The sequence below is a fragment of the Streptomyces sp. NPDC055400 genome (assembly GCF_053644375.1).
Map to the genome: position 1 here is coordinate 333,004 of NZ_JBSHLM010000001.1, position 25,034 is coordinate 358,037.

Annotated in this window: 24 protein-coding genes; 5 read left to right on the forward strand and 19 right to left on the reverse strand. The window is 70.7% G+C overall.

All coding sequences use genetic code 11. From position 1 onward, the window contains the following. Positions 1-8 precede the first annotated feature (8 nt). The 16 genes from ispG to ACWIGU_RS01485 form a co-directional block, all read right to left on the reverse strand. Positions 9-1,175: a flavodoxin-dependent (E)-4-hydroxy-3-methylbut-2-enyl-diphosphate synthase gene (gene ispG / locus ACWIGU_RS01410; RefSeq protein ID WP_454396232.1), complete on the reverse strand. Its 1,167-nt coding sequence runs from the start codon at positions 1,173-1,175 to the stop codon at positions 9-11. A 6-nt stretch (positions 1,176-1,181) separates the two neighbouring features. Next, positions 1,182-2,204, reverse strand: a complete 1,023-nt coding sequence (hpnH, locus tag ACWIGU_RS01415; RefSeq protein WP_454396234.1) for an adenosyl-hopene transferase HpnH — start codon at positions 2,202-2,204, stop codon at positions 1,182-1,184. Between the two features lie 5 nt (positions 2,205-2,209). Next, entirely contained in the window at positions 2,210-2,869 is a 660-nt protein-coding gene (locus tag ACWIGU_RS01420; RefSeq protein WP_454396235.1) for a phosphorylase family protein, read from the reverse strand. After that, positions 2,869-4,878 carry a squalene--hopene cyclase gene (gene shc, locus ACWIGU_RS01425; protein ID WP_454396237.1) on the reverse strand — a complete coding sequence of 670 codons (2,010 nt, stop codon included), beginning with the start codon at positions 4,876-4,878 and terminating at the stop codon, positions 2,869-2,871. The genes ACWIGU_RS01420 and shc overlap by 1 nt, the downstream gene beginning before the upstream one ends. A 104-nt stretch (positions 4,879-4,982) precedes the next feature. Then, positions 4,983-6,113, reverse strand: a complete 1,131-nt coding sequence (locus tag ACWIGU_RS01430; RefSeq protein ID WP_454396239.1) for a polyprenyl synthetase family protein — start codon at positions 6,111-6,113, stop codon at positions 4,983-4,985. Next, complete coding sequence (gene hpnE, locus ACWIGU_RS01435) at positions 6,110-7,525, reverse strand: hydroxysqualene dehydroxylase HpnE (RefSeq protein WP_454396241.1); 1,416 nt, start codon at positions 7,523-7,525, stop codon at positions 6,110-6,112. The genes ACWIGU_RS01430 and hpnE overlap by 4 nt, the downstream gene beginning before the upstream one ends. Further along, a complete protein-coding gene (locus tag ACWIGU_RS01440; RefSeq protein ID WP_454396243.1) occupies positions 7,522-7,671 on the reverse strand; it encodes a DUF6380 family protein in 150 nt (49 codons plus the stop codon). The genes hpnE and ACWIGU_RS01440 overlap by 4 nt, the downstream gene beginning before the upstream one ends. Beyond that, complete coding sequence (gene hpnD, locus ACWIGU_RS01445) at positions 7,671-8,621, reverse strand: presqualene diphosphate synthase HpnD (RefSeq protein WP_100591694.1); 951 nt, start codon at positions 8,619-8,621, stop codon at positions 7,671-7,673. The genes ACWIGU_RS01440 and hpnD overlap by 1 nt, the downstream gene beginning before the upstream one ends. Then, on the reverse strand, positions 8,618-9,523 hold the full coding sequence (gene hpnC, locus ACWIGU_RS01450; protein ID WP_454397220.1) for a squalene synthase HpnC: 906 nt from the start codon (positions 9,521-9,523) through the stop codon (positions 8,618-8,620). The genes hpnD and hpnC overlap by 4 nt, the downstream gene beginning before the upstream one ends. A 426-nt stretch (positions 9,524-9,949) precedes the next feature. Then, positions 9,950-10,747, reverse strand: a complete 798-nt coding sequence (locus ACWIGU_RS01455) for an ABC transporter ATP-binding protein (protein WP_356271473.1) — start codon at positions 10,745-10,747, stop codon at positions 9,950-9,952. Continuing rightward, positions 10,740-11,669: an ABC transporter permease gene (locus ACWIGU_RS01460; protein ID WP_454396245.1), complete on the reverse strand. Its 930-nt coding sequence runs from the start codon at positions 11,667-11,669 to the stop codon at positions 10,740-10,742. The genes ACWIGU_RS01455 and ACWIGU_RS01460 overlap by 8 nt, the downstream gene beginning before the upstream one ends. A 96-nt stretch (positions 11,670-11,765) precedes the next feature. Continuing rightward, positions 11,766-12,650, reverse strand: coding sequence for a glycosyltransferase family 2 protein (locus ACWIGU_RS01465; RefSeq protein ID WP_100591692.1), 885 nt, complete (start codon positions 12,648-12,650; stop codon positions 11,766-11,768). Next, positions 12,647-13,426, reverse strand: coding sequence for a CDP-alcohol phosphatidyltransferase family protein (locus tag ACWIGU_RS01470; RefSeq protein ID WP_383080310.1), 780 nt, complete (start codon positions 13,424-13,426; stop codon positions 12,647-12,649). Before ACWIGU_RS01470 ends, ACWIGU_RS01465 begins: the two co-directional genes overlap by 4 nt. Then, positions 13,404-14,468, reverse strand: a complete 1,065-nt coding sequence (locus ACWIGU_RS01475) for an iron-containing alcohol dehydrogenase family protein (protein WP_454396248.1) — start codon at positions 14,466-14,468, stop codon at positions 13,404-13,406. The genes ACWIGU_RS01470 and ACWIGU_RS01475 overlap by 23 nt, the downstream gene beginning before the upstream one ends. Further along, on the reverse strand, positions 14,456-15,208 hold the full coding sequence (locus ACWIGU_RS01480; protein WP_266557680.1) for a phosphocholine cytidylyltransferase family protein: 753 nt from the start codon (positions 15,206-15,208) through the stop codon (positions 14,456-14,458). Before ACWIGU_RS01480 ends, ACWIGU_RS01475 begins: the two co-directional genes overlap by 13 nt. Next, positions 15,205-17,046, reverse strand: a complete 1,842-nt coding sequence (locus tag ACWIGU_RS01485; protein WP_454397222.1) for a DUF5941 domain-containing protein — start codon at positions 17,044-17,046, stop codon at positions 15,205-15,207. Before ACWIGU_RS01485 ends, ACWIGU_RS01480 begins: the two co-directional genes overlap by 4 nt. 270 nt (positions 17,047-17,316) lie before the next feature. Here ACWIGU_RS01485 and galE point away from each other — a divergent pair, with 270 nt between their 5' ends. The 4 genes from galE (at position 17,317) to idi (ending at position 21,586) form a co-directional block, all read left to right on the forward strand. Then, entirely contained in the window at positions 17,317-18,300 is a 984-nt protein-coding gene (gene galE, locus ACWIGU_RS01490; protein ID WP_454396250.1) for a UDP-glucose 4-epimerase GalE, read from the forward strand. Between the two features lie 156 nt (positions 18,301-18,456). Continuing rightward, positions 18,457-19,389 (forward strand): cation diffusion facilitator family transporter, encoded by a 933-nt coding sequence (locus ACWIGU_RS01495; protein WP_454396252.1) that lies wholly within the window; start codon positions 18,457-18,459, stop codon positions 19,387-19,389. A 205-nt stretch (positions 19,390-19,594) separates the two neighbouring features. Next, positions 19,595-20,878 (forward strand): bifunctional class I SAM-dependent methyltransferase/N-acetyltransferase, encoded by a 1,284-nt coding sequence (locus ACWIGU_RS01500; protein ID WP_454396254.1) that lies wholly within the window; start codon positions 19,595-19,597, stop codon positions 20,876-20,878. Positions 20,879-20,992: 114 nt separating this feature from the next. Then, entirely contained in the window at positions 20,993-21,586 is a 594-nt protein-coding gene (gene idi / locus ACWIGU_RS01505; RefSeq protein ID WP_116507592.1) for an isopentenyl-diphosphate Delta-isomerase, read from the forward strand. Positions 21,587-21,595: 9 nt separating this feature from the next. Here idi and ACWIGU_RS01510 read toward each other — a convergent pair whose 3' ends face one another. After that, entirely contained in the window at positions 21,596-22,102 is a 507-nt protein-coding gene (locus tag ACWIGU_RS01510; RefSeq protein ID WP_454397224.1) for an ATP-binding protein, read from the reverse strand. 331 nt (positions 22,103-22,433) lie between these two features. Between ACWIGU_RS01510 and ACWIGU_RS01515 the strand changes: the two genes are divergently transcribed. Then, complete coding sequence (locus ACWIGU_RS01515; protein ID WP_454396256.1) at positions 22,434-23,192, forward strand: enoyl-CoA hydratase/isomerase family protein; 759 nt, start codon at positions 22,434-22,436, stop codon at positions 23,190-23,192. A 72-nt stretch (positions 23,193-23,264) separates the two neighbouring features. Here the strand turns inward: ACWIGU_RS01515 and ACWIGU_RS01520 are convergent, their stop codons facing one another. Beyond that, positions 23,265-23,900, reverse strand: coding sequence for a DJ-1/PfpI family protein (locus ACWIGU_RS01520; protein WP_454396258.1), 636 nt, complete (start codon positions 23,898-23,900; stop codon positions 23,265-23,267). 14 nt (positions 23,901-23,914) lie between these two features. After that, the gene (locus ACWIGU_RS01525) at positions 23,915-24,922 is read right to left on the reverse strand and encodes a GlxA family transcriptional regulator (RefSeq protein ID WP_454396260.1); all 1,008 of its coding nucleotides are present in this window, start codon (positions 24,920-24,922) and stop codon (positions 23,915-23,917) included. Positions 24,923-25,034 lie beyond the last annotated feature (112 nt).

Consider the following 25,034-nt stretch of genomic DNA (forward strand, 5'->3'; position numbering starts at 1 on the left):
GGTTGTCCTCAGCTCACGGTGACGTCGGGAGCGCCCGAGGCCGCCCCGGCGTCCGTCATCTGCTCGGCGATCTTCATCGCCTCTTCGATGAGGGTCTCGACGATCTTCGACTCTGGGACGGTCTTGATGACCTCGCCCTTCACGAAGATCTGGCCCTTGCCGTTGCCCGACGCGACGCCGAGATCCGCCTCGCGCGCCTCGCCGGGACCGTTCACCACACACCCCATGACGGCGACCCGAAGGGGCACCTCCATCCCGTCGAGGCCCGCGGAGACCTCGTCGGCCAGCTTGTAGACGTCGACCTGCGCCCGCCCGCACGACGGGCACGACACGATCTCCAGGCGCCGCTCGCGCAGCCCCAGCGACTCCAGGATCTGGATGCCGACCTTGATCTCCTCGACCGGCGGCGCGGACAGCGAGACGCGGATCGTGTCGCCGATCCCCTCACTCAGCAGCGCGCCGAAGGCGACGGCGGACTTGATGGTGCCCTGGAACGCCGGGCCCGCCTCGGTCACGCCGAGATGCAGCGGATAGTCACTGGCAGCGGCGAGCTGCCGGTAGGCGTTCACCATCACCACAGGGTCGTTGTGCTTGACCGAGATCTTGATGTCGCTGAACCCGTGCTCCTCGAAGAGGGACGCCTCCCACAGCGCCGACTCGACGAGCGCCTCGGGCGTCGCCTTTCCGTACTTCTTCAGCAGCCGGGCGTCCAGGGAACCGGCGTTGACCCCGATACGGATGGGGGTGCCGTGGTCCTTGGCCGCCTGCGCGATCTCCTTGACCTTGTCGTCGAACTGCTTGATGTTGCCCGGGTTCACCCGGACCGCCGCGCAGCCCGCCTCGATGGCGGCGAAGACGTACTTCGGCTGGAAGTGGATGTCCGCGATGACCGGGATCTGCGACTTCCTCGCGATCGTCGCGAGCGCGTCCGCGTCGTCCTGCGTGGGGCACGCCACCCGCACGATCTGGCAGCCGGACGCCGTCAGTTCGGCGATCTGCTGCAGCGTGGCCCCGATGTCCGAGGTCCGTGTCGTTGTCATCGACTGCACGGACACCGGCGCTCCGCCCCCCACTGCCACCGGTCCGACGTGGATCTGCCGACTCGTTCTGCGGTCGGCGATCGGTCGGACCGGCAGCGAAGGGAGCCCAAGTGAGACGGGCTCTCCGGAGTTCATGGGGTATCAGCCCCGATTCCCTGAGACGGTCTCGCGGGCGGCGCGGATGGACTCCTTGAGCGAGCCCATCGTGGCGAGGACGGCCGTCGGCTCGTAACCGCAGTGCGCCATGCAGTTGTTGCAGCGCTCGTCCTTGCCGCGCCCGTAGGCGTCCCAGTCGGTCTTCTCGATGAGGTCCTTGTACGTGGTGACGTACCCGTCCGCCATCAGGTAGCAGGGCTTCTGCCAGCCGAAGAGCGAGTAGTTCGGGATCGCCCACGCCGTGCACGGGAAGTCGACCTTGCCCTCGAGGAAGTCGAGGAACAGCGGCGAGTGGTTGAGACGCCAGCGGCGCCTGTTGCCGCCCGCGAAGGCCTTCTTGAAGAGCTCGCGGGTCTGCTCCACGCCCAGGAAGTGCTCCTGGTCGGGCGCCTTCTCGTAGGCGTAGGCGGGCGAGAGCATCATCTCGTCCACCTCGAGGTCGTCGTTGAGGTAGTTCAGGACCTCGATGATGTTCTGCGGGGTGTCCGTGTTGAAGAAGGTGGAGTTCGTGGTGACACGGAAGCCCCGCTTCTTGGCCTCCTTGATCGCCTCCACCGCCTCGTCGAAGACGCCTTCCTTGGCGACGGACTCGTCGTGACGCTCGCGCATCCCGTCGATGTGCACCGTGAAGGCGAAGTACGGCGAGGGCGTGAACTTGTCCATCTTCTTGCGCATGAGCAACGCGTTCGTGCAGAGGAAGACGTACTTCTTCTTCGCCACCAGCTGCCGGACGATCTCGTCGACGTGCGGATGCATGAGCGGCTCGCCGCCGGCGATGGACACCATCGGCGCGCCGGACTCCAGGACGGCGCCCACGGCCTGCGCCACGGGCATCCTCTGCTTCAGCACTCCGGCGGGATGCTGGATCTTTCCGCAGCCCTCGCACTTGAGATTGCAGGCGTACAGCGGCTCCAGTTCGACAATGAGCGGGAACTTGTCGCGCTTGCGAACCTTCTGTTCAAAGAGGTACGTCGCGACCTTGATGGACTGGCGAAGCGGCATGGCCATCTGGCTCACCTCCGGGGGAGCAGCAAAGAACGGTGCCATTCGAAAAATGCGGGAAGCACGGCACGGAGAACGCGGAAAGCTGATATTCCACCGCGCACCGTGCCGATACGGACGAGTTCATGTTCTGGAGCGTCCACGACCACCCGTACGGCCGCAACCGGACGCGGGCCCAGCGCGGCCGCCGTGCGCAGCGTGGCCGCGGACTCCATGTCCACGGCGATCGCGCCCGTGGCGAGCAGGTCGCCGCGCTCGTGTCCGCGCACGACATGGTCGGAGCCGGTGAGCGGACCGGTGTGCACGGTCCGTCCCGGTACCGCCCTGACCAGCTCCTTGACGAGGAGTTCCGTTCCGGTGCACGGCGTGGAGCCGTCCGTGTCGCGGGTCTCCTCGGCGACGACCAGGTCGCCCGGGTGCATGCCGGGGGCGAGACCGGCACAGAAGCCGGTCGCGACGACGGCCGCCTCGTGCAGGGCGGGAGCCTCGAGGGCCTCGGCCACGGACCGCTCGGCCGCCTTGGGCCCCATGCCCGTGCGCAGCACGGTGACGTGGGCCGGTGCTCCGGTGCGGGCGCCGGTGCGCAGGGCGAGGTACTCGATGCCGAGCGCGCAGGCGACCAGCAGCGGGGCGGCGTCCGGCGGGCGCGGGGCCGCCGGTGATCCGGTCATCAGCTCCCCTTGCCCGTCAAGGCCGCCTGATCGGCGAACGGCTCCCCGTGGACGTACCGGCCCAGTGCCGTGAGCGGGAAGACGTGGCGGTAGAGGTGATAGTTGATCGAGAAGTCCCACGGGAAGCCGGTGCCGGTGAAGTACGGCTCGTCCCAGGTGCCGTCCTCCAGCTGGGTCTCGGTCAGCCAGGCGACTCCTCGCTCGACGGCCTTGGAGTCCCGCTCCCCCGCCGACAGGAGTGCCATCAGCGCCCAGCCGGTCTGTGAGGCGGTCGAGGCGCCGTGGCCCTTCCAGTCCTCGTAGCGGTAGGAGCGCAGGTCCTCGCCCCAGCCGCCGTCGTCGTTCTGGACGGATGCGAGCCAGGCGACGGCGCGGCGGACGGCGGGGTGCGAGGCGGGCAGCCCGGCGGCGGTCAGGGCGGGCAGCACCGACCCTGTTCCGTATACGTAGTTGACGCCCCAGCGGCCGAACCAGGCGCCGTTCGGCTCCTGTTCGGCGAGCAGCCACTCGATGCCGCGCCGGGTGCGCGGGTCGTGCGACATGCCCTCGACGGCGAGCATCTCCACCACGTGTCCGGTGACGTCCGCGGACGGGGGGTCGATGACCTCGCCGAAGTCGCAGAACGGCAGCCGGTTCGGGAACGGGCTGGTGTTGTCGACGTCGAAGGCGGCCCAGGCGCCGTTCTTCGACTGCATGCCGAGGTTCCAGCGCACGCCCCGCTCGATGGCCTTCTCCATGCGCGGCCTGTCCGGGTGCCGGACGCGGCGCAGCGCGAGGACGACCTCGGCGGTGTCGTCGATGTCGGGGTAGTTGTCGTTGTGGAACTCGAACGCCCAGCCGCCGGACGCGAGTTGGGGCCTGCGGACGGACCAGTCGCCGGGCCGGTCGATCTGCTCCTGGAGCATCCAGTCGGCGGCCTTGACGAGCCGGGGGTGGTCGGCGGGCAGGCCGGCGTCGGCGAGGGCGATGACAGCGAGGCAGGTGTCCCATACGGGCGACTGGCAGGCCTCGATCATCCGGGCCCCGTCCTCGCGCCACACGGCGAACCGGTCGAGGGACTCCAGCCCCGCCTTCATCACCGGGTGTTCGAGGTCGTAGCCGAGCAGGTGGAGGGCGATGACGGAGTACACCGCCGGGGGCTGGATGCCGCCCCAGCAGCCGTCGTTCTCCTGGCGCTCGATGATCCAGCGGGCGGCCGAGTTCATGGCCGTCTTGCGCAGCCTGCGCGGCGCGACCTTGCGGTACAGGTGCATCGCCTTGTCGAGCCGCTCGAAGACGCCGTCCCAACTCGCCACGGGGGAAAGGGGCTTGGCCGGGTTGGGGTTGTGCGCGTCGGTGTGGAGTTCGTCGAGCGGGAAGGGCGCGGGCCGCACCGGGCGCTTCGCGGAGACGACCGTGAGCGGCACGATGGTCTGGCGGGCCCAGCAGCCGAAGTCGTAGATGTTGAGCGGCATCCACTTCGGGAAGTAGATGAGTTCCGGGGGCAGTTCGGGCAGGTCGTCCCACTTCCACCAGCCGAACAGGGCCAGCCAGATGCGGGTGAAGACGCGGCTCGCGGCGATCCCGCCCCGCTCCCGGATCCAGGCGGAGGCCTTCGCCATGTGCGGCTCGTCGGGGGCGTCCCCGGCCAGGCGCAGGGCTACGTACGCCTCGATGGTGGTGGAGAGTTCGCCCGGGCCGCCGTGGAACGTGGCCCAGGTGCCGTCGTCGCGCTGTTCACCGCGGATGAAGAGCCCGGCGGCGCGGGTGGTCGCCTCGTCCCCGATCCCGAGGAACTGGCGCAGCAGCAGGTCCTCGGCGTCCATCGTGACGTTCGTGTCGAGGTCCCCCTTCCACCAGCCCTGTGCGTCCTGCCGGGCGAGCAGGAAGTCCGTGGCGCGCTGGACGGAACGGGTGGCGGCGTCGTGCGTCCCGGCCGCCCCCGGGCTCGTGTCGGTCAATCGGGCAGTGGTGGCCGAGGTCGCGCCGGGAGCTGCCGCTCCGCTGCTTCCGTCGGTCGTCGCTGTCATGGCTTCCCCTTCGTGCAGTGCTCGATCTCTGCTGGGTCCGCCGTCGGCCGATGCCCTGGATGGGCACCGGCCGGCGACTGCGAGTCATATACGGCCGATAGTGATCATCTCTTTCGTACGACGACGAAGTCCGCGAGCGCGACGAACTGCGCCCGCACGTGGTCCTGCATCTGGACGGAGTCCAGGGCCTCGATGGCGACGGCGTACTGCCGACGCGCCTCCTCGGCGGTCCAGTCGCGGCCGCCGGCCTCCTCGATGAGGGCGGCGCGGGCCGCGAACTCCTCCTCGGAGAAGGTGTCGAAGTCGGTGCTCTTCGCGTCGGCGGCGAGGAGTTCACCGAGCCGCTCGGACGCGGGGCCGCCCGCGGCGAGCGCGGCGACGACGGGCAGTGACTTCTTGCGCTGTCGCAGATCGCTCCAGGTCTGCTTGCCGGTGGCCTCCGGGTCGCCCCAGATGCCGAGCAGGTCGTCGACGGCCTGGAAGGCGAGACCGAGGTGGTAGCCGTACTTCTCCAGCTGGTCCGCGGTCCGGTCGTCGGCGCCGCCGAGCACGGCGCCGATGGAGGAGGCGCAGGCCAGCAGGGCGCCGGTCTTGTTGCCCTCCATCTCCAGGCACTCCTCGACGGTGACCCGCTCGCGGTGCTCGTAGCTGATGTCCTGCGCCTGTCCGTCGATGAGGGCGCGCGAGGCGGAGGTCAGGCGGCGCGTGGCGCGGCCGGCCTCGACGGTGCCGAGTTCGAGGAGCACCTCGTTGGCGAGGGCGAAGAGGGCGTCGCCGACGAGGATGGCCTGCGCCGGGCCGTGCACCTTCCAGACGGTGTCCCGGTGGCGGCGCTGTTCGTCGCCGTCCATCAGGTCGTCGTGCAGGAGCGAGAAGTTGTGCACCAGCTCGACGGCGACCGCGCCGGGCACGCCCACCTCGGGTGCCGCGCCCGGGACCTGGGCGGACAGCACGGCGAGCGCGGGGCGCACGGCCTTGCCGCCGTCGCCGTCGGCCGGGTTGCCCTGCGCGTCGATCCAGCCGAAGTGATAGGCGGCGACGGTGTTCATCGGGTGTGCGAGGCGGTCCACGGCGGCCCGCAGCACCGGGGTGGCCAGGGTCCGGCCGCGCTCGAGCAGCGCGGTCACGTCCACCGCGTCGGCAGCCGGTTCGGCCGAGGGCACAGCGGGCACAGGGTCTCCTTTTGTTGCGTCGCCGGGGGCCGGCTGGTCCGCCCCCTGGAGATCGAGCTTCATGCCGCCTCCCGGAACAGATGACCGCGTGGGCGGTCGAGTGCGGCGAGAGCGGCATCGGCGGCGCTGACACCGCTGCGTACCGCGCTTTCCATGGTCGCGGGCCACCCGGTGGCGGTCCACGCGCCGGCCAGGTACAGGCCGGGGGCGTTGGTGCGGGCCGTGGGCCGCAGCGCGCCGACGCCGGGGGCCGGCGCGAAGGTCGCCGTGCGCTCCCGGGTGACGAAGAAGTCGAGTACCTTGGCGCCCCGCGCGGCGGGCAGCAGCCGCTCGAACTCGGGCAGGTAGCGCTCGCGGAGCACGGCGACGGGCTCGTCGATGTCGTCCTGCGCGGCGGACTGCGACACCGCGAGGTACTGCCCCTCGGTGAGTCCGGAGGCCTCCGTGCGGTCGAAGACCCACTGCACGGGCGAGCCGAGCGCGGTGAAGAAGGGCCGCTTGAGGACCTTGCGGTCGTAGACGACGTGCAGGTTGAGGATCGGCGCGGTCCCGATGGCGAGCAGCCGCCCGGCGTCGTCGAGCGCGCCGTCGGGCAGCAGGTCGTACGTCTCGCGCTGGGGCACGGCGAGGACGACGGTGTCCGCCGCGATCCGCTCCCCGGGAACCTCCACGCTCCAACGCCCGTTCTCGGTACGGGAGATGGAGGTGACGCGTGTGCGGAGTTCGGTGCGTACGCCCGCGGAGTCGAGCGCCTTGCGGGCGAGGGTGTCGTGGAGTTCACCGAGGGGGACGCGCGCCCAGCCGATGTCGGCCGCGCCCGGTTCGGACAGCAGCCCCGTCTTGAACACCATGGCGGCGAGCCCGAGCGAGGACTCGCCGGCGACGGCGTTCAGGGTGGCGACGCCCACCAGGTCCCAGAGGGCCTCGACGGCGCGCCGCGACTGGCCGTGCTCGGCCAGCCAGCTGCCGAAGTCCCGTTCGTCCAGGGCCGGATCGCCCAGGTCGAGCCCCTTGAGGGCCAGCGCGGCACGCCCTACGTTGGCGCGCTCGGCGAGCGAGAGATGCGGATACGTGGCGAGGCTCGCGGCCAGATGCAGCGGCACGGGCAGCGCGGTGCGGCGCAGTCTGCCGAGCCGGTTCCTGTCGGCGTCGAGTACGGGTACGTCGAGACGTTCCTGCAGGGGCGACAGGGCCGTGCCGTCGATGCGGTCGAGGAACCAGCGGTAGGCGGTGCAGCAGCGCAGGTACACGTGCTGGCCGTTGTCGACGGTGAGGTCACCGCGCTTGAAGGAGAACGCGAGGCCGCCCAGTCTCGGGCGTCCTTCGAGCAGGGTGACATCGAGGCCCGCGTCGGCGAGCGCGAGCGCGGCCGTGGTCCCGGCGAGACCTCCGCCGACCACGACCGCGGTCTGCCGTCCGGCGCCGCCGGCGGTGTTCGCGCCCGGCCCGTCGGGCCGCATGTTCCCGTCGCTCATGCGCCCTCCCCTTCGGCCGTTCCGTCAGTGTGCGCGCGATGGTTGAAAGACGCACGGCAGGCCGCTGAAGTCATGGACGCAGCGTCGGCGTGGAGGGTTGCCCGCCCTTTCCCGTCGGTGCGGACCGCTCTGTCGGACGTACTCATCAGACACGCCTCCTGAGGGACTGTCGGGAGACGCTGCGGGCGTCGAGTCCGGACAGGCCGCGCACGGCGACGTAGGCCTTCTCGCGCCCGGGCAGCGAGACGCGGCCGCGCAGGACGGCCTCGGGCTCGCGCTCGATGCGGTCGAGCAGGCGCCGGTAGATGCCGGCCATGGCGGCGACGCAGGCGCCGCTGCGCCGGTCGAGCAGCGGAAGCAGCCGGTATCCCTCGGCGAACAGGGCGCGGGCGCGGCGCACCTCGAAGTGCACGAGACCCGCGAAGTCCGAGCCCGCCGGCGGTGTCGGGGCGTCGAACCCGGCCGAGCAGCCGAACTTGGCGAGGTCGTCGGCCGGCAGGTAGGTGCGGCCGTCCGCCGCGTCCTCCCGCACGTCGCGCAGGATGTTCGTGAGCTGGAGCGCGAGCCCGAGCGTGTCCGCGTACTCGGAGGCGCGCTCGGCGCCGCGCGCGCCCGGCTCGGTGCCGAAGATGCCGAGCGAGACCCGGCCGATGGCGCCGGCGACGCAGCGGCAGTAGACCTTGAGGTCGTCCCAGGTCTCGTACGTCTCGCCGCGCAGGTCCATCAGGACACCGTCGATGAGTTCGTCGAGGCCGCCGAGCGGGATCGGGAACCGGTGCGCGGCATGCGCGAGGGCAACGCCCACCGGGTCGGTGTCGTCCTCCGCCACATCGCCGTCACGGACCCGGGCGAGCAGTGCCCGGGTCTCGTCGAGCCGGTCGGCCTTGACGTCCGGCGGCAGCCCTCCGTCGCCGATGTCGTCGACGCGGCGCGAGAACGCGTACACCGCCGACATGGCCCGCCGCTTGGCCGTCGGCAGCAGCCTGATGCCGTAGGCGAAGTTGCGCGCCTGCTGTCCGGTCACGGTCTCGCAGTAGCTGTATGCGGCGAGTACCGCTGCCGACACGTGCTGGTCTGACTCCACGGTCCGGCTCACCCCTCTCCTCGCAGAGTCGCTCCCACCTCACGCAGCAACCGGAGCTTGGTGGGCTTGGGCGGTCCAGGAAGTACGTCGTACGAAACGGCGGCGATCGCGGTGACCGCCGCCTTCCCCCCTGCCACGAACCCGGCAAGCAGCAGCTTCAGCCTGCCGTGGACGCTACCCACGAGGGGGGTGCCTTCATTCAGGAGACCGAGGGCGCGTTCGGCCTCGAACGCGACCAGGGCGCGCACCGATGCGCCCGCCGTGGGTTCGGCGAGATCGGACTCCTGGACGTGGAACTGTTTCATGTCCTCGGCGGGCAGATAGATCCGCCCCTGCCGTAGGTCCTCGCCGACGTCCTGAAGGTGTTCGACGATCTGCAGGCCTGTGCACACGGAATCCGAGAGGCGGATCCGCTCGGGAGTCGCGGTGCCGGTGATCGCGAGGACGAGGCGGCCGACCGGGTTGGCGGAGAGCTCGCAGTAAGCCAGCAGGTCGTCGTACGTCTCGTAGCGCGTGACCAGCTGGTCCTGGCGATTGGCCTGGATGAGACCGAGGAAGGGTTCGGGGGTGAGGCCGCGGCGGTGCACGGTGGGCTGCAGGGCGCGCAGGAGGGGGTGACGGGGGGTGGACTCGAACACCCGGTGAAGGTCGGCCTCGAAGGAGTCGAGCAAAGCCAGTCGGTCGTCATCGGCCCGTTCGGGTGACACGCCCAGGAGGCGGGCGTCGGCGCCGCCGGGAGCGAGGTCGCCGTCACCGATGTCGTCGACGAGGCGGGCGAAGCCGTAGACGGCCATGAGGTCGTCGCGCCAGTCCCGGGGCAGGAAAAAGGGGGCCACCGGAAAATTCTCGTCGGCGGCCTTGTCGAGTGTCGCCCCGGCCGGGGACCCGGCGGGCGCTCCCGATGATCCCGTCACCACGCGCTGCCCGGTACTAGGACGGCGAAAGCATCGTGGAGCTGGAGAGTTTCCATAGCCATTGCCGTCACATCTCCCGTTCTACACTGCTGACCCAAAACATCCTATTTCGGACACGCCGCCCCGCCTTACGCGCGGCAGACCGGCCCCCCGAGTCAGGGTGTCGCGCATTATCGCCCCTTTGCCGCGAATCGGCACCGGTACAGCTTACGTTGTACAACCGGCGCCGCCCCGACGGGGTTTCCCGCAGATCACAACAACACACCGATTGGCTCCAAGATTCCCTGCACGTAAGGAAGTTGACCTTCACTTGACCTCGGCGGGAATTAATTGCCCCCTACACGCGTCTCAAGGCCCCGCCAAGATATCCCGGCGGGGCCTTGAGACGCGGAAACGGGTGCGGAGGGTTGCCCGGGGGCGCCCGGACTACTTACCCGTGAACTTCTCGTACTCCTTGAGTACCTCAGCTGTCGGTCCGTCCATACGCAGTTCCCCGCGCTCGAGCCAGAGCACGCGGTCGCAGGTGTCGCGGATCGACTTGTTGTTGTGACTGACGAGGAAGACCGTGCCGGCCTCCTTGCGCAGCTCCCGGATGCGAGCCTCGGAGCGCTTCTGGAACTTGCGGTCACCCGTGGCCAGGGCCTCGTCGATCATGAGGACGTCGTGGTCCTTCGCGGCCGCGATGGAGAAGCGCAGCCGCGCCGCCATACCGGAGGAGTAGGTGCGCATCGGGAGCGTGATGAAGTCGCCCTTCTCGTTGATGCCCGAGAAGTCGACGATCTCCTGGTAGCGCTCCCGGATCTGCTCGCGGGACATGCCCATCGCGAGCCCGCCGAGTATGACGTTCCGCTCGCCCGTCAGGTCGTTCATGAGCGCCGCGTTCACACCGAGGAGCGAGGGCTGGCCGTCGGTGAAGACCTTGCCCTTCTCCGCCGGCAGGAGCCCGGCGATGGCGCGCAGCAGGGTCGACTTGCCGGACCCGTTCGAGCCGATCAGGCCGATGGCCTCGCCGCGGTACGCGGTGAAGGTGACGCCCTTGACGGCGTGCACCTTGCGGACGCCGCGCTCCTCGCCGCGCTTGACGATGCGGCTCAACGCGGAGGTCGCGCTGCCCTTGCCCGTCTTGGCGCCGTTGACGCGGTACACGATGTGCAGGCCGTCCGCGATGACGGTCGGGATGTGTCCCTTGCCCGCGTTCCTGCCCAGGATGTCTTCGTCAGCCACGGCCGTACCGCTCCTCGGACTTCCAGAAGTAGACGAAGCCGCCGGCGGCGACCAGTACCGACCAGCCGACCGCGACCGCCCACACGTGCGGCGGCAGGTTACCGGAGCCATATCCGTCGATGAGCGCGAAGCGCATCAGGTCCATGTAGATGGCGGCCGGGTTCCACTGCAGGATGTCGGCGACCCACGCGGGCTTGTCGGCCAGCATGATCGGGATGGAGAACATCACGCCGGACGCGTACATCCACGTACGCATCACGAACGGCATGAGCTGTGCCAGGTCCGGGGTCTTCGAGCCCAGCCTCGCCATGATCAGCGCGAGTCCGGTGTTGAAGAGGAACTGGAGCGCGAGCACCGGGATGATCAGCAGCCAGGACAGACCCGGGTAGCTGCCGAAGCCGACCGCGACGATGAACAGGACGATCATCGAGAACAGCAGCTGCTGGAGCTGCTGGAGCGCGAACGAAATCGGCAGCGAGGCCCGTGGGAAGTGCAGGGCGCGCACCAGGCCCAGATTGCCCGAGATCGCCCGGACGCCCGCCATCACCGAGCTCTGCGTGAAGGTGAAGACGAAGACGCCCGTGACCAGGAACGGGATGTACACGTCCATCGACATGCCCCGGCTGGCGTGCAGGATGAGGCCGAAGATGAGGTAGTACACGGCCGCGTTCAGGAGCGGCGTCGCCACCTGCCAGAGCTGGCCGAGCTTGGCCTGGCTGTACTGGGCGGTGAGCTTCGCCTGTGAGAAGGCGAGGATGAAGTGACGCCGGCCCCACAGCTGGCTGACGTACTCGAACAGGCCGGGCCTGGCGCCACTGACGGTCAGACCGTACTTGGCGGCCAGGTCGGCCGGGGAGAGCCCCTCATCGGGCGACGGACGCGCGGTCACCGCGACACCGCCGTCATGCGTTGTCTCACTCACTAGTGGAAACTTTCGTCTTCAAAGTGCGCAGCCGGTCGGGCATAGGCAGGAGCCAGGGACCGGGGTACGGGCCGAATGCTCTCAGACACGAGCTTGTCAGATGATGGGAGGTCGGCCCAGTCGGGTCAGACGCCACACCGTACGCCACTTCATGGGACGCCTGGGGCCGCACGGGCTCGTCCAGCCTTCCTTGAACCCGCCGAACCAGGCCTTCAGCGCAGGTCCGGAGGGCCGGCGGGCAAGCGTGAGGAGCAGCCAGACGCCGAGGTAGACGGGGACGATGAGCGCGGGCAGATTGCGGCGCGCGAGCCAGACCCGGTTCCTGGCGACCATGCGGTGGTAGACCGCGTGCCGGGACGGGGCCGTCGTCGGGTGGTGCAGCACCATGTCCGCGCGGTAGTCGATCATCCAGCCCGCGTCGAGGGCACGCCAGGCGAGGTCGGTCTCCTCGTGGGCGTAGAAGAACTCGTCGGGCAGGCCGCCGACCTCCGCGATCACGCGGGTGCGCACCGCGTTGGCGCCGCCGAGGAACGTGGTGACGCGCGAGGAGCGCATCGGGTCGGCGGCGCGCAGGCGCGGGACGTGACGGCGCTGGGTGACGCCGGTCTCCGGGTCGGCGATCCGGAAGCTGACGATGCCCAGCTTCGGGTCGGACTCGAAGGCCTCGCGGCACAGCTGAGCGGTGTCCGTCTTCGGCAGGAGGCCGTCGTCGTCGAGGAAGAGCAGCACGTCCACGTCGGAGCCCGAGGGCCCGAAGGCCTCGATGCCGACGTTGCGGCCGCCCGGGATGCCGAGGTTCTCGGGCAGTTCGACGGTGCGCACACCGGCGGGGACGTCCGGGACCGGGGAGCCGTTGCCGACCACGACCACGTCGACCCGGTCGCCGTCCTGCTTGGCGACGGAGTCGAGGAGGGCGCGCAGCTCCTCGGGGCGGTTGCCCATGGTGATGATCACCGCGCCGACCTTCATCGCCGTACTCATTTCAGCCTGCTCGACGCCAGGATGGACACCAGGTGCAGCACAGTCTGGAGCAGCGCGATGCCGGCCAGGACCGCGACACCCAGGCGCGTGAAGAACAGGTCGCCCCGGATCTGGTCGACGATCGCGAGGACCAGGATCAGCAGCGACGCCTCGATGCCGAGGATGAGGCGGTGGAACTTCAGCGCGGACGCCGCCTTGCGGGCGAGCGCCATGCCGGAGGCCTTGATCTCGGAGGCGGACTCCTTGACCTGCTCCCGGCCGTTCTGTGCGCGGGCCACGCCGACCAGGTCCGTCTCGGCCTTGATCAGGATGGCGCCGAGCGCGGCGAGCGTGCCGAGGAAGGCCCACAGCCAGTCGATCCGGCCGCTGCCCCACAGGTCGGCGGCGCGCAGTCCGAAGCCGACGAGGACCGCGGCGTCGGTCAGGTACGCGCCGACGCGGTCCATCCAGACGCCGGCGAGCGAGTACTGCTTGCGCCACCGGGCGATCTCGCCGTCGACGCAGTCGAGCAGCAGGTACAGCTGGACCGCGACGACGCCGAGAACGGCGCCCCAGATACCCGGGACCAGCAGCGCGGGCGCCGCGAGGACGCCGCACACGGTCATCAGGTAGGTCAGCTGATTGGGGCTGACCTTGGTGTTCACGAGGTGGCGGTCGATGCGCAGCGAGATCTCGCGCATGTAGAGCCGGCCGCCCCAGTGCTCGCCGCTCCGCCGGTCCTTCACCCCCGCGGGGTGAACGACCGGGCGGAGCTCAGCTACCGATGGCTTTTGCATAGTCGGCGTAGGCGTCCCTGATCTGGTCGGTGGACAGATTGAGGTGCTCGAGGATCGTGTACCGGCCCGGACGGGTCTGCGGCGCGAACTCCACGACCTGGACGAACTCGTCCATGGTGAAGCCGATCTCCTCGGGGGTCACGGGCAGGCCGTGCCTGCGCAGGACCTCGACCATGTACAGCGACTCCTCGCGCGCTCCACGGAGGAACATCGCGAAGGCCGCGCCCAGGCCGCACTGCTCGCCGTGGCTCGCGGCGCGCTTGGGGAAGAGGAGGTCGAAGGCGTGGTTGATCTCGTGGCAGGCGCCGGAGGCCGGACGGGAGTCGCCCGACACCGACATCGCGATACCGGTGAGGACCAGCCCCTCGGCCAGGACCTGGAGGAACGAGTCGTCCCCCACGCCGCCGGGGTGGCGCAGCACGGCCTCGCCGGCCTGGCGGGCCATGGCGGCGGCCAGGCCGTCGATGTCCTCGCCGCGCTCGCGGGCGGCCAGCTCCCAGTCCGCGATCGCGGAGATGTTGGACAGGGCGTCGCCGATGCCGGAGCGCACGAAGCGGACCGGGGCCTCACGGATGATGTCGAGGTCGATGACGACGGCGATCGGGTTCGGCACACCGTACGAGCCGCGGCCCGCGTCGTTGTCGAGCGTCGCGACCGGCGAGCACAGACCGTCGTGCGACAGGTTCGTCGCGACGGCGACCAGCGGCAGGCCGACGCGCGCCGCGGCGAACTTGGCGCAGTCGATGATCTTGCCGCCGCCGAGGCCCACGACCGCGTCGTAGCGGCCCTTCTTGATCGCGTCGGCGAGCTTGATCGCGTCGTCGAGCGTGCCGCCGCCGACCTCGAACCACTCCGCACGGGGCAGCTGCGGCTCGAGGCGCTTGCGCAGGACCGCGCCCGAGCCACCGCTGATCGCGATGGCCAGGCGTCCGGTGGACGAAGAGATCCGCTGGTCGGCGAGCACGGTCGCCAGGTCGTCGATCGCCCCCGCCCGGATGTCGACGACGACCGGCGAGGGGATGAGCCTCGTCAGTACTGGCACGCGATAACACGTCCCTTGGCGAGGTCGTCGTGGTTGTCGATCTCGACCCACTTGACGTCGCCGATCGGGGCTACGTCGATCCTGAAGCCGCGGTTCACGAGCTCCTGGTAGCCGTGCTCGTAGAACTGCTGCGGGTCCGTCTCGAAGACGGTCTTGAGCGCGTCCGCGAGCTCGTCGGCCGCCTCGCCCTCGATGAGGGTGACGCCGATGTACTCACCGGTCGCCTCGGCCGGGTCCATCAGCTTGGTGATCTTCGTCATGCCGCCTTCGGGGCCGACGACGACCTTCATCTCCTCGTCGGCGAGAGACTTCACCGTGTCGAGGGCCAGGATGATCTTCTTGCCGTCGCCGCGGGCGGCGAGCAGCGTCTTCTCGACGGAGACCGGGTGCACGGTGTCGCCGTTGGCGAGGATCACGGAGTGCTTGATCGCGTCACGGCCGCACCACAGGGAGTAGGCGTTGTTCCACTCCTCGGCCTTGTCGTTGTCGATCAGGGTGATCTTGACGCCGTACTTCTGCTCGAGCGCCTCGCGACGCTCGTAGACGGCCTCCTTGCGGTACCCGACGATGATCGCGACCTCGGTCAGACCGATCTCGGCGAAGTTGCCGAGGGTCAGGTCCAGGACCGTGAGGCTCTCCTCGTCACCCTCGGGGCCGACCGGCACCAGGGCCTTGGGCAGGGTGTCGGTGTAGGGACGCAGACGCCGTCCGGCGCCGGCAGCCAGCACGAGGCCGATCATGCGGGTTCTCCTTCATCGTGTACGGCGGGTGCGCCGCGCCTGTGGGCGGTCACCCAGTAGCGGATGCTCTCGACGAGCACCACCAGTGCCACGGCCACGGCGCATACCGTGAGCGCGACAGTGAAATCTGTGTTGGTGAGCAGCGCGGCGATCACCGTGGCCACCAGCGTCCTGCCCTCGTGCCCGCCGATCGCCCGGACCAGCCAGCGCGGGGGCGCGCCGGTGCCACCGCGGATGCGGTACACCGTGTCGTAGTGATGGTAGGCGACCGCGGCCACCAGCCCGAAAGCCGCCGGCAACGCTCCGTTTACGTCCGCTTTCGCTGCGATCAGCAGGATCGTGCCGTATTCGGCGGCCCGGAAGACGGGCGGGACGAGCCAGTCGAGGGGGCCCTTGAGGGGGCACGAGACGGCCGCGGCGGAGGTCAGCGCGTAGACGGCGGCGCCGAGGACGGGCCACCAGCTGCCGTAGTCCGACAGCGCTGTGGCGAGTACGAGGACCAAGGCGCCGAGCGCGGCGATCGCCGGGGCCGTGTGACGAGGCACACCGCGCACCGCGCGCTGGAGGAGTTCGCTCAGCGGGCCGCTGTCGGAGAGCTCCGCGAGGGCCTGCGCGGCCCGGTCCGTGCGGGTGGCCCGGCGGGTCAGCGAGCGCAGGACGCGGCCGGCCGTGGTGTACGCCGCCGCGAGGGCGCAGCCGATCAGCAGGACGATGAACGTCACGCGCGGCGTCGTCAGCGCGGTGAGTACCGCGATCAGGGCCCAGCGTTCGCCGATCGGCAGCACTATCATCCGGCGCACCCAGACCGTCCACCCGACGCTGTCGAGCTTGTCCGAGAGGGCCGCGGTGGGACTGGTGTTCGCCGTCGCGTCGTGGTTCGCCTCGTTGAAGGAGAAGTCCACGACATGGCGGCAGGTCTGCAGGACCATCGCGCCGAGCGCGAGCGCCCACACGTCGTCACCTCCCCCACTGCCGCTCGCGGCCGATGCACCGAGCGCGAGGCCCGCGTAGTAGGCGTACTCCTTGGCCCGGTCGAAGGTCGCGTCGAGCCAGGCGCCGAGCGTCGAGTACTGCAGGGAGTAGCGGGCGAGCTGCCCGTCCGTGCAGTCCAGGACGAAAGAGAAGAGGAGCAGCAGGCCCGCGGCGACGAAGCCGGGGCGGGTGCCGGTGGCCGCGCAGCCCGCCGCGATCAGCGCGGTGAACAGCGAGGCGGTCGTCACCTGGTTCGGGGTGAGACCGCGCCGGGCGCACCAGCGGGCGATGTAGCGGGAGTACGGGCTGATGCAGTAGGTCGTGAAGAAGCCGTCGCGCGCCTTGACCGCCGTACGCAGCCGGATCGCCTCGTCGTCGACGGCGGCGACCGCCTGGCGGGCCTCGTTGCGGGCCTGCGGGTCGGCGGGCACGGCGGCGACGAGCTCACCGAGCTCGGGCCGGTGCACGTCGGTGCCGTACGCCGCTGCCAGGCGCTCGGCGACGCGGTCGGCGAGCACACCGGCCAGGGTGCCGGCCCGCGTGCCGGAGTCCGCCGCGAACGGACCTTCGGCGGTGTCGCGCAGGGCGCCGGTCAGCGCCTCGCGGGCCGCGGGCTGCACGGAGACGGCTCCGGGGACGGCCGAGGCGGCGAAGCGGGGGTCGGTGAGGCCGAGGCGCAGGGCGTGGGTGTGGCCCACGAAGCCCGCGTCGACGAGCGCGACCCGCTGTCCTGCCGGGACCGCGGCGAGCGCCGTCCCTGCCTGTGCGGCGTCCGGGGCGAGCCGCACGTCGAAGCCGAGTGCCCGCAGCTCGCCCTCGAGCGACGACCCGGGTACCGGCTGGCCGGTGACGATGGCGGTCGACAGACGAACTCACTCCTTGGATTGCCTGCACGCCGGCGCAGCGGGCACAGGCGTGATGGGGGCGCCCCGGGCCGAGTGCGGCCGGGCGGCACGTCGGCAGAGGCTATCGGATGATGAGAAGCGGACGTTCACCGCCCGTTCATGGCCCGATAAGAGCGGTCTGCGTGTGCGCGACCGCCCCGTCATCATTGTCGATCAAGGCCCCGCCCCACAAACCGCCGCTCGTGCGAGGGCCCGGTGGGCACATGGGGACACGGCCTAGGGTGGTCGACCATGACATGGCTGATCACAGGTGGAGCGGGTTATATCGGGGCACATGTGGCGCGGGCTATGGCCGCCGCCGGCGAGGACGTGGTCGTCCTCGACGACGTCTCGACCGGGGTGACCGAACGGCTGCCGTCGGACATCGAGCTGGTCAGGGGCTCTGCCCTGGACCCCGAGCTGGTGAAGCGGGTGTGCGCCGAGCACTCCGTGACGGGTGTGGTGCATCTCGCGGCCCGCAAACAGGTCGGCGAGTCCGTGGAGCGGCCCGAGCTCTACTACCGCGACAACGTGGGCGGCCTGGCGGTGCTCCTGGACGCGGTCGCCGAAGCCGGCGTGCGGCGCTTCGTCTTCTCCTCGTCCGCCGCCGTGTACGGCAACCCGGATGTGGACCTCATCACGGAGTCCACCCCCTGCGCGCCGATGAGCCCCTACGGCGAGACGAAGCTGGCGGGCGAGTGGCTGGTGCGGGCGGCCGGCCGGGCGCACGGCATGGCCACCGTGTGCCTGCGCTACTTCAACGTGGCGGGCGCCGCCGCCCCCGAGCTCGCGGACACCGGCGTCTTCAACGTGATCCCGATGATCTTCGACCGGCTGAGCCGCGGCGAGGCCCCCCGGATCTTCGGTGACGACTACGACACACCGGACGGCACCTGTGTACGTGACTATCTGCACGTGGCCGATCTCGCCGAGGCCCATCTCGCGGCCGCGCGCCGGCTGGCCGAGCCCGGCGCGACGGGCGACCTGACGGTGAACATCGGCTCCGGCGAGGGCGTCTCCGTGCGCGAACTGGTCGACCTGATCTCCGAGGTCAGCGGCGACCCGCGGGCGGCAGTGGTCGAGCCGCGCCGCGCGGGCGACTCCCCGCGTGCGGTGGCCTCCGCGGAACTCGCGGCGAAGGAACTCGGCTGGGCGACGAGCCGTGGGGTGCGCGAGATGGTCGAGTCGGCGTGGGCGGGCTGGCGGCTGCGGCATCCGGAGAGCACCTCCAACTGACCCGGGCGGCATCCTGACCTGCGGCCATTTCCGCAGGTCAGGACACATGACAACGGTGTTCAGTGCAGTGTTTGCAGATACCCCCTACCCGTAGTTCACTGTGATCGCGGGGGCGGCCGGCCAGGCGCGCCGAGGAGCGGACGGAGGGCGGTTTCCATGGGGGCCGGACACGATCACGGGCACAGCCACGCGCCCACGGGCACGGCCTCGGCCGCGCATCTGGGCCGCCTGCGCATCGCGCTCGGCATCACGCTGACCGTGATGGTGGTCGAGATCGTCGGCGGACTCCTCGCCGACTCGCTCGCCCTGGTCGCGGACGCCGCCCATATGGCGACCGACGCGCTCGGCCTCGGCATGGCGCTGCTCGCCATCCACTTCGCCAACCGCCCCGCGAGTGAACAGCGCACGTTCGGCTTCGCCCGCGCCGAGATCCTGGCCGCGCTCGCCAACTGCCTGCTGCTGCTCGGCGTCGGCGGCTATGTGCTGGTCGAGGCGATCCAGCGGTTCCTTGAGCCCGCCGAGACCGAGGGCGGGCTGACGATCGTCTTCGGTGCGATCGGTCTCGTCGCGAACATGATCTCGCTGTCGATCCTGGTGCGCGGCCAGAAGGACAGCCTCAATGTGCGCGGCGCCTTCCTCGAGGTGGCCGCCGACGCACTGGGCTCGGTCGCCGTGATCATCTCGGCGACGGTCATCCTGGCCACCGGCTGGCAGGCCGCCGACCCGATCGCGTCGATCGCGATCGGCCTCATGATCGTCCCGCGGACCGTGAAACTGCTGCGGGAGACGCTGAACGTGCTGCTCGAAGCGGCACCGAAGGGCGTCGACATGGCGGAGGTGCGGGCCCACATCACGGAGCTCCCCGGCGTCCTGGACATCCACGACCTGCACGCCTGGACGATCACCTCGGGCATGCCCGTTCTGTCCGCACACGTGGTCGTGAGCTCGGAGGCCCTCAACGCCATCGGGCACGAGAAGATGCTGCACGAGCTCCAGGGCTGCCTCGGCGTCCACTTCGACGTCGAGCACTGCACGTTCCAGCTGGAGCCGGTCGGGCACGCGGAGCACGAGGCGAAGCTCTGCCACTGACTGCCCGCATTCTCAAGGCGGGCGTACACACTGCGTGCTACGTTGGCCATGGATCTTCAGGAGGTGGGTTGATGACTGTCGTCGCGGTGAGCGCTGCCCCGCGCAGCGACAGGTGCATCCCCATCATCCGGGCCCACGCCTGACCCTTCCCGCTGCCCCAGCTGGAGTGTGCGTCGGCGGGCCCTCTCACCCAAGGGTTCAACCGTTGACCGACAACGTCGTACGTGACGCCTTCTTCGCCCTGCACCACGGACTTCCCCGGCAGGGCCCCGGCTCCGACTCCACCACCCTGCGGCTCCTCTCCTTCGTGGGGCCGCTGCCCGAGCGCCCGCGCGTGCTCGACCTCGGCTGCGGCCCCGGCCGCTCCGCGCTGCTCCTGGCCGCCGAGACCGGCGGCGAGGTCACCGCGGTCGACCTCCACGAGCCGTTCCTCGACGAGCTGCGCGCCGCCGCGAAGGCGCGGGGCCTCGCCGGCCGAATCCACCCCGTCAATGCCGACATGGGCGAACTCCCCTATCAGGATGCTTCGTTCGATCTGATCTGGGCCGAGAGCTCGGCGTACTCCATCGGCTTCGACAACGCGCTGCGGCGGTGGAAACGGCTGCTCGCCCCGGGCGGCTCGCTCGTGCTCACCGAGTGCGAGTGGACCGTCGCCGACCCGTCCACCGAGGCGCGGGCCTTCTGGGAGCCGCACTACGCGCTGCGGACGACCGAGGAGAACGTCCGGGCCTGCACCGGCGCCGGGTACTCCGTGCTCGGCGTCCACCGGCAGCCCGAGTCCGACTGGGACGAGTACTACGGCCCGCTCGCCGAGCGCGCCGACGCCACGGACCCGCAGGCACCCGGCATGGCCGAGGCCCTCGCGGGCGCGCGCGCCGAGCTGGCGATGCGGCGCGACCACGGCGGGGACTACGGCTACACCGGCTACGCGCTGCGTCCCGCGGCGTCGTGGCCCACGCGGCCGGAGTCGGCCGCCGACATCGCGGCCGTCCACGCCGTGCACGCCGCCGCCTTCCCGACGGAGGCGGAGGCCGACCTGGTGGACGCCCTGCGTGCGGACGACGGCGCGTGGCTGACGGGCCTGTCGTACGTCGCCGAGGCGCCGGACGGCACCGTGGCGGCGCACGCGCTGATCACCCGCTGCCTGGTCGGCGGGGCCCCGGCGGCGGCACTGGCACCCGTCGCGGTCCTGCCGCCGTACCAGCGCACGGGCGCCGGTTCGGCCGTCGTCAACGCCGTGCTCGACGCGGCACGCGCGCGTGGGGAGCGGCTCGTCCTCGTGCTCGGGCAGCCGGAGTACTACCCGAGGTTCGCCGGGGGTCCGGGGGTGTCCCCCGGATGGCACTGCGCGTCCGCCTCCGGGTACGGCATCCGGCCCGGGTTCGAGGTGCCTGACGAGGCGATGATGGCGCTCGTCCTGGGCGCGGCGGACGATTCCTGGCAGGTGCCGCAGGGCACGATCACCTACCCGGCCGCTTTCGGCGTCTGACCCTGTGCATGTCCCGCCCGGTCCCCGGGCGGGACATGCTGGCGCTGCCAAGTGCCGGGACTGTCTGTCCCGTACGGCAGACTTGGGGTTCGAGGACCGAAGCGAAGGATGGGTATGCCGACCACACCTGCCACCGCGGCGAACAGTTCGTCGAACGGCACCGGAGAAGCGATCTTGCTGGAACTCGTGGACGAGGACGGCAGGACGATCGGCACGGCGGAGAAGCTCTCCGCGCATCAGGCGCCCGGACAGCTGCACAGAGCGTTCTCCGTGTTCCTCTTCGACGAACAGGGCCGGCTGCTGCTCCAGCAGCGCGCGCTCGGCAAGTACCACTCCCCCGGCGTGTGGTCGAACACGTGCTGCGGGCACCCGTATCCGGGCGAGGCGCCGTTCGCCGCGGCCGCCCGCAGGACGTTCGAGGAGCTGGGGGTCTCGCCCTCGCTGCTCGCGGAGGCGGGGACGGTGCGCTACAACCACCCGGACCCGGACTCGGGCCTGGTGGAGCAGGAGTTCAACCACCTGTTCGTGGGGATGGTCCAGGCGCCGCTGCGGCCGGATCCCTCCGAGGTGGGCGAGACCGCGTACGTGACGGCGGAGGAGTTGGCCGTGCGGCACGCCCAGGGGCCGTTCTCGGCATGGTTCATGACGGTGCTGGACGCTGCGCGGCCGGCGATCCGGGAGCTGACGGGGCCGTCAGCCGGCTGGTGAGTCCGCCGCTCAGGCGCCGGCGGGCTTGAGGGGCAGGGCGGCCCAGATCACCTTGCCCCCGCTCGCCGTGTGCTCGACGTCGCACACCCCGCCCGCCTCGCGGGTGACCTCGCGTACGAGGAGGAGGCCGCGCCCGCCCGTCTGCCCGTCGGTGGCCTCCAGGGCGGTAGGGCGGTAGGGGTGCTCGTCCTCCACGGAGACGCGCACCCACTCGGCGCCGACGGCGACCTCCACCGCGAGGACGGGTGAGAGCAGGGCCGCGTGCCGCACGGCGTTCGTGACCAGCTCGGAGACGATGAGCAGCAGTCCCTGGACGAGGTCGTCGGAGGCGGGTACGCCCTGACGGACCAGCAGGTCACGGACGGCGTGCCGGGCCTGCGGCACGGACGCGTCGACGGCCTGCGCCGTGAAGCGCCAGACACCCTCGTACGGCAGCGGACTTCCCGGTTGCCGGTCGGGGGGCGCTCCCCCAGTGTCTTGAGGACTCGGGCGGGACCCCCACCCCTGGTCGCTCATCGTCCGGTCGCCGCCCTTGCGCTCGATTGTCACCACACATCGAGTGTTGGGAGTCCACTGGTCCGTACCGGATGACTGACCAGAAGTCAGCGAGTATCGACGTAATTTGACCGTTGGCGTATGACAGCGTCAGGTGTACGACTGATCCTGCCGTTCTAGTTCTCTCTTCCCTGGCTATTCAGGTTGTACGTGTTTGGACTCGTCATCGGCCGCCATGAGGCCCCTTCATGGTGGGACCGTGTGTCTGTGTGGTGGGACCGTGCCATGACGCCTCCTCGCCGGTCACCCCTTCTTGATCGTACGTTCGAGGCATGCGGATAGCATCCGGCGCATGTCGCACACACCGCCGCAGCTCACGCACTCGGTCACCGACGGCATCGCCACCGTCGTCATCGACCACGCCGCCAAACGGAACGCCATGACCGACGGCATGTGGCGCTCGGTGCCGCCGCTGCTCGCTTCCCTCGACGCCGATCCCGCGGTGCGGGTGCTGGTGCTGACCGGGGCCGGCGGGACGTTCTGCGCGGGCGCCGACATCTCCACGCTCGGCGGCTCGGGGTCGCGGGCGCAGGAGCTCGCGGTCGCGGCCGAGGAGGCGCTCGCGGCCTTCGCCAAGCCGACGCTCGCCGCCGTGCGCGGGTACTGCGTGGGAGGCGGCTGCCAGCTGGCGGCGGCCTGTGACCTGCGGTTCGCGGCCGAGGACGCGCTGTTCGGGGTCACGCCGTCGAAGCTGGGGATCGTGTACCCGGCGGGCTCGACGCGCCGCCTCGCCTCTCTGGTGGGCCCCGCGACGGCCAAGTACCTGCTGTTCTCCGGCGAGTTGATCGGTACGGAGCGCGCCCTGCGGACCGGGCTCGTGGACGAGGTGCTCTCCGGGGACGAACTGGACAAGCGGGTCGGCGAGTTCGCTCGGATTCTCGGTGAGCGCTCGCAGCTGACGCAGGCCGCGGCGAAGGAGTTCGCCGACGGCCGCGTGGAGCGGTCCGCGCACTGGGCCGGGCAGGCGCGCGGGAGCGGCGACACCGCGGAGGGCGTCGCCGCGTTCCTGGAGCGCAGGAAGCCACGCTTCACATGGACCACGTCGGGATGAAACGGGGCATCTCAACTGTGTCAGGACGAAACGGCCGTCCTGGCCTCGGTATGGGAGAGGCGGCTCTCCGCACTACGCCCGGAGAAAGCGGCTCTCCGCGCGGAACTTCTCCACGAGGTGCGCGGGGGCCTTCCCGGGCGAACCCGCGTCGTAGGGCGGCTGCGGGTCGTACTCGGTGAGCAGCTGTACGGCCTGCGCGTGCTCGTCGCCCGCGATCGTGCCCACGAGCGTCAGGCCCATGTCGATGCCGGAGGAGACCCCGGCGGCGGTGACGTACTTGCCGTCGACGACGACCCTTTCGCCCGTGGGCTCGGCGCCGAACTCCTTCAGGGCGTCGAGCGCCAGCCAGTGCGACGTCGCGCGCCGGCCGTCGAGCAGGCCGGCGGCGGCGAGGAGCAGCGACCCGGTGCACACGGAGGTCGTCCAGGTGCTGGTGGCGTCGGCGGCGCGCAGCCAGTCGAGCAGGACTTCGTTCTCCATCTGCGCGCTCTGGCCCGGCCCGCCGGGGACGATGACGATGTCCGGGTCGGCCAGCTCCGACAGCGTCTTGTCGGCAGTGAGGGCGAGCCGTCCCGTGTCCGACCGCACGGGCCCGGTCCGCTCGGCGACGAAGGTGAGTTCCGCGTCGGGGAGCCTGCCGAGCGTCTCGTAGGGGCCGACGGCGTCGAGCGCGGTGAAGCGGTCGAAAAGGATGATGGCGATCTTCATCGGGTGCCTTTCGGTCAAAAACGGGTGGACTCGGACGGGCGCCGGCCCGTGGTGCGGGTTCCGGGTGCGCAGAAGCGGCGGCGGTACTCGGCCGGGGACGCGCCGAGCGCTTTGGTGAAGGCGCGGCGCATCGCCTCGGGGGTGCCGTAGCCGCAGGTGCGGGAGATCTCCTCGACGCCGTCGGAGGTGTCCTCCAGGAGGCGGCGCGCCTGTTCGAGGCGGACCAGGTCGACGTACCGGCCCGGGGTCATGCCGGTCTCGGCCTGGAAGGCGCGGGTGAAGTGGCGCGGCGAGAGGCGGGCGCGGGAGGCGAGCGACTCGACGCAGAGGTCGTCGTCGGGGTGCTCGGTGATCCAGTGCTGGACCTCGCGCAGCGGCTCGCGCCGCGCGGTCTGGGCACAGAGCTGGGCACTGAACTGGGCCTGGTTTCCCGGGCGTCGCAGGAACACGACGAGGTGGCGGGCGACCGTCAGCGCGGTGTCGCGGCCGTGGTCCTCCTCGACGAGCGCGAGGGCGAGGTCGATGCCCGCGGTGACGCCGGCCGAGGTCGCCACGTTCCCGTCGCGAACGTAGATGGGGTCGGGGTCGACCTCGACGGCCGGGTGGTCGCGGGCGAGACGGTCGCAGTACGCCCAGTGCGTGGTCACCCGGCGGCCGTCGAGCAGGCCCGCCTCGGCGAGCAGGATGGCGCCCGTGCAGACGGAGACGAGGCGCCGCGCGCGCGGGCCGTGCTCCCGCAGCCAGGCCGTCAGTCGCGGATCCGGGTGGCGCGTGCCCCGGCCGCCGGGGACCAGGAGCGTGTGCGGGGCGGGCGCGTCGGCGAGTGCGTGGTCGGGGACGAGCCTGAGCCCGCTGGAGGTGCGGACGGGCCCGCCGTCGAGGGAGGCCGTGCGGATGCGGTACGTGTCCCCGGGGCGCGGGCCCCGGCAGAGGGCGGCTCCGGCGAAGACCTCTGCCGGGCCGGTCACGTCCAGGCTCTGGACGTCGTCGAACAACAGGATGAGCACGGTGCGGGCGGCCATACGGCCAGTCTTCGGGCACGGCGGGACGGCCGCAATGACGAGTACCCCACCTTTCCTGCCATCGCGCGCCTGACGTGGTGGGAGCGGTCCGGCGAACGTTTCGGCGAATGGT

What these genes read in the sequence shown, in the direction of transcription:
- ACWIGU_RS01520 (WP_454396258.1), bottom strand. Translation starts at nt 23,900, where the DNA reads ATGAAGATCGCCATCATCCTTTTCGACCGCTTCACCGCGCTCGACGCC.
- ACWIGU_RS01440 (WP_454396243.1), bottom strand. Translation starts at nt 7,671, where the DNA reads ATGAGTACGTCCGACAGAGCGGTCCGCACCGACGGGAAAGGGCGGGCA.
- ACWIGU_RS01495 (WP_454396252.1), top strand. Translation starts at nt 18,457, where the DNA reads ATGGGGGCCGGACACGATCACGGGCACAGCCACGCGCCCACGGGCACG.
- ispG (WP_454396232.1), bottom strand. Translation starts at nt 1,175, where the DNA reads ATGAACTCCGGAGAGCCCGTCTCACTTGGGCTCCCTTCGCTGCCGGTC.
- galE (WP_454396250.1), top strand. Translation starts at nt 17,317, where the DNA reads ATGACATGGCTGATCACAGGTGGAGCGGGTTATATCGGGGCACATGTG.
- ACWIGU_RS01420 (WP_454396235.1), bottom strand. Translation starts at nt 2,869, where the DNA reads ATGACCGGATCACCGGCGGCCCCGCGCCCGCCGGACGCCGCCCCGCTG.
- ACWIGU_RS01480 (WP_266557680.1), bottom strand. Translation starts at nt 15,208, where the DNA reads ATGATCGGCCTCGTGCTGGCTGCCGGCGCCGGACGGCGTCTGCGTCCC.
- hpnE (WP_454396241.1), bottom strand. Translation starts at nt 7,525, where the DNA reads ATGAGCGACGGGAACATGCGGCCCGACGGGCCGGGCGCGAACACCGCC.
- ACWIGU_RS01465 (WP_100591692.1), bottom strand. Translation starts at nt 12,650, where the DNA reads ATGAGTACGGCGATGAAGGTCGGCGCGGTGATCATCACCATGGGCAAC.
- ACWIGU_RS01525 (WP_454396260.1), bottom strand. Translation starts at nt 24,922, where the DNA reads ATGGCCGCCCGCACCGTGCTCATCCTGTTGTTCGACGACGTCCAGAGC.
- hpnH (WP_454396234.1), bottom strand. Translation starts at nt 2,204, where the DNA reads ATGGCCATGCCGCTTCGCCAGTCCATCAAGGTCGCGACGTACCTCTTT.
- ACWIGU_RS01515 (WP_454396256.1), top strand. Translation starts at nt 22,434, where the DNA reads ATGTCGCACACACCGCCGCAGCTCACGCACTCGGTCACCGACGGCATC.
- ACWIGU_RS01510 (WP_454397224.1), bottom strand. Translation starts at nt 22,102, where the DNA reads ATGAGCGACCAGGGGTGGGGGTCCCGCCCGAGTCCTCAAGACACTGGG.
- shc (WP_454396237.1), bottom strand. Translation starts at nt 4,878, where the DNA reads ATGACAGCGACGACCGACGGAAGCAGCGGAGCGGCAGCTCCCGGCGCG.
- ACWIGU_RS01430 (WP_454396239.1), bottom strand. Translation starts at nt 6,113, where the DNA reads ATGAAGCTCGATCTCCAGGGGGCGGACCAGCCGGCCCCCGGCGACGCA.
- idi (WP_116507592.1), top strand. Translation starts at nt 20,993, where the DNA reads ATGCCGACCACACCTGCCACCGCGGCGAACAGTTCGTCGAACGGCACC.
- ACWIGU_RS01470 (WP_383080310.1), bottom strand. Translation starts at nt 13,426, where the DNA reads ATGCAAAAGCCATCGGTAGCTGAGCTCCGCCCGGTCGTTCACCCCGCG.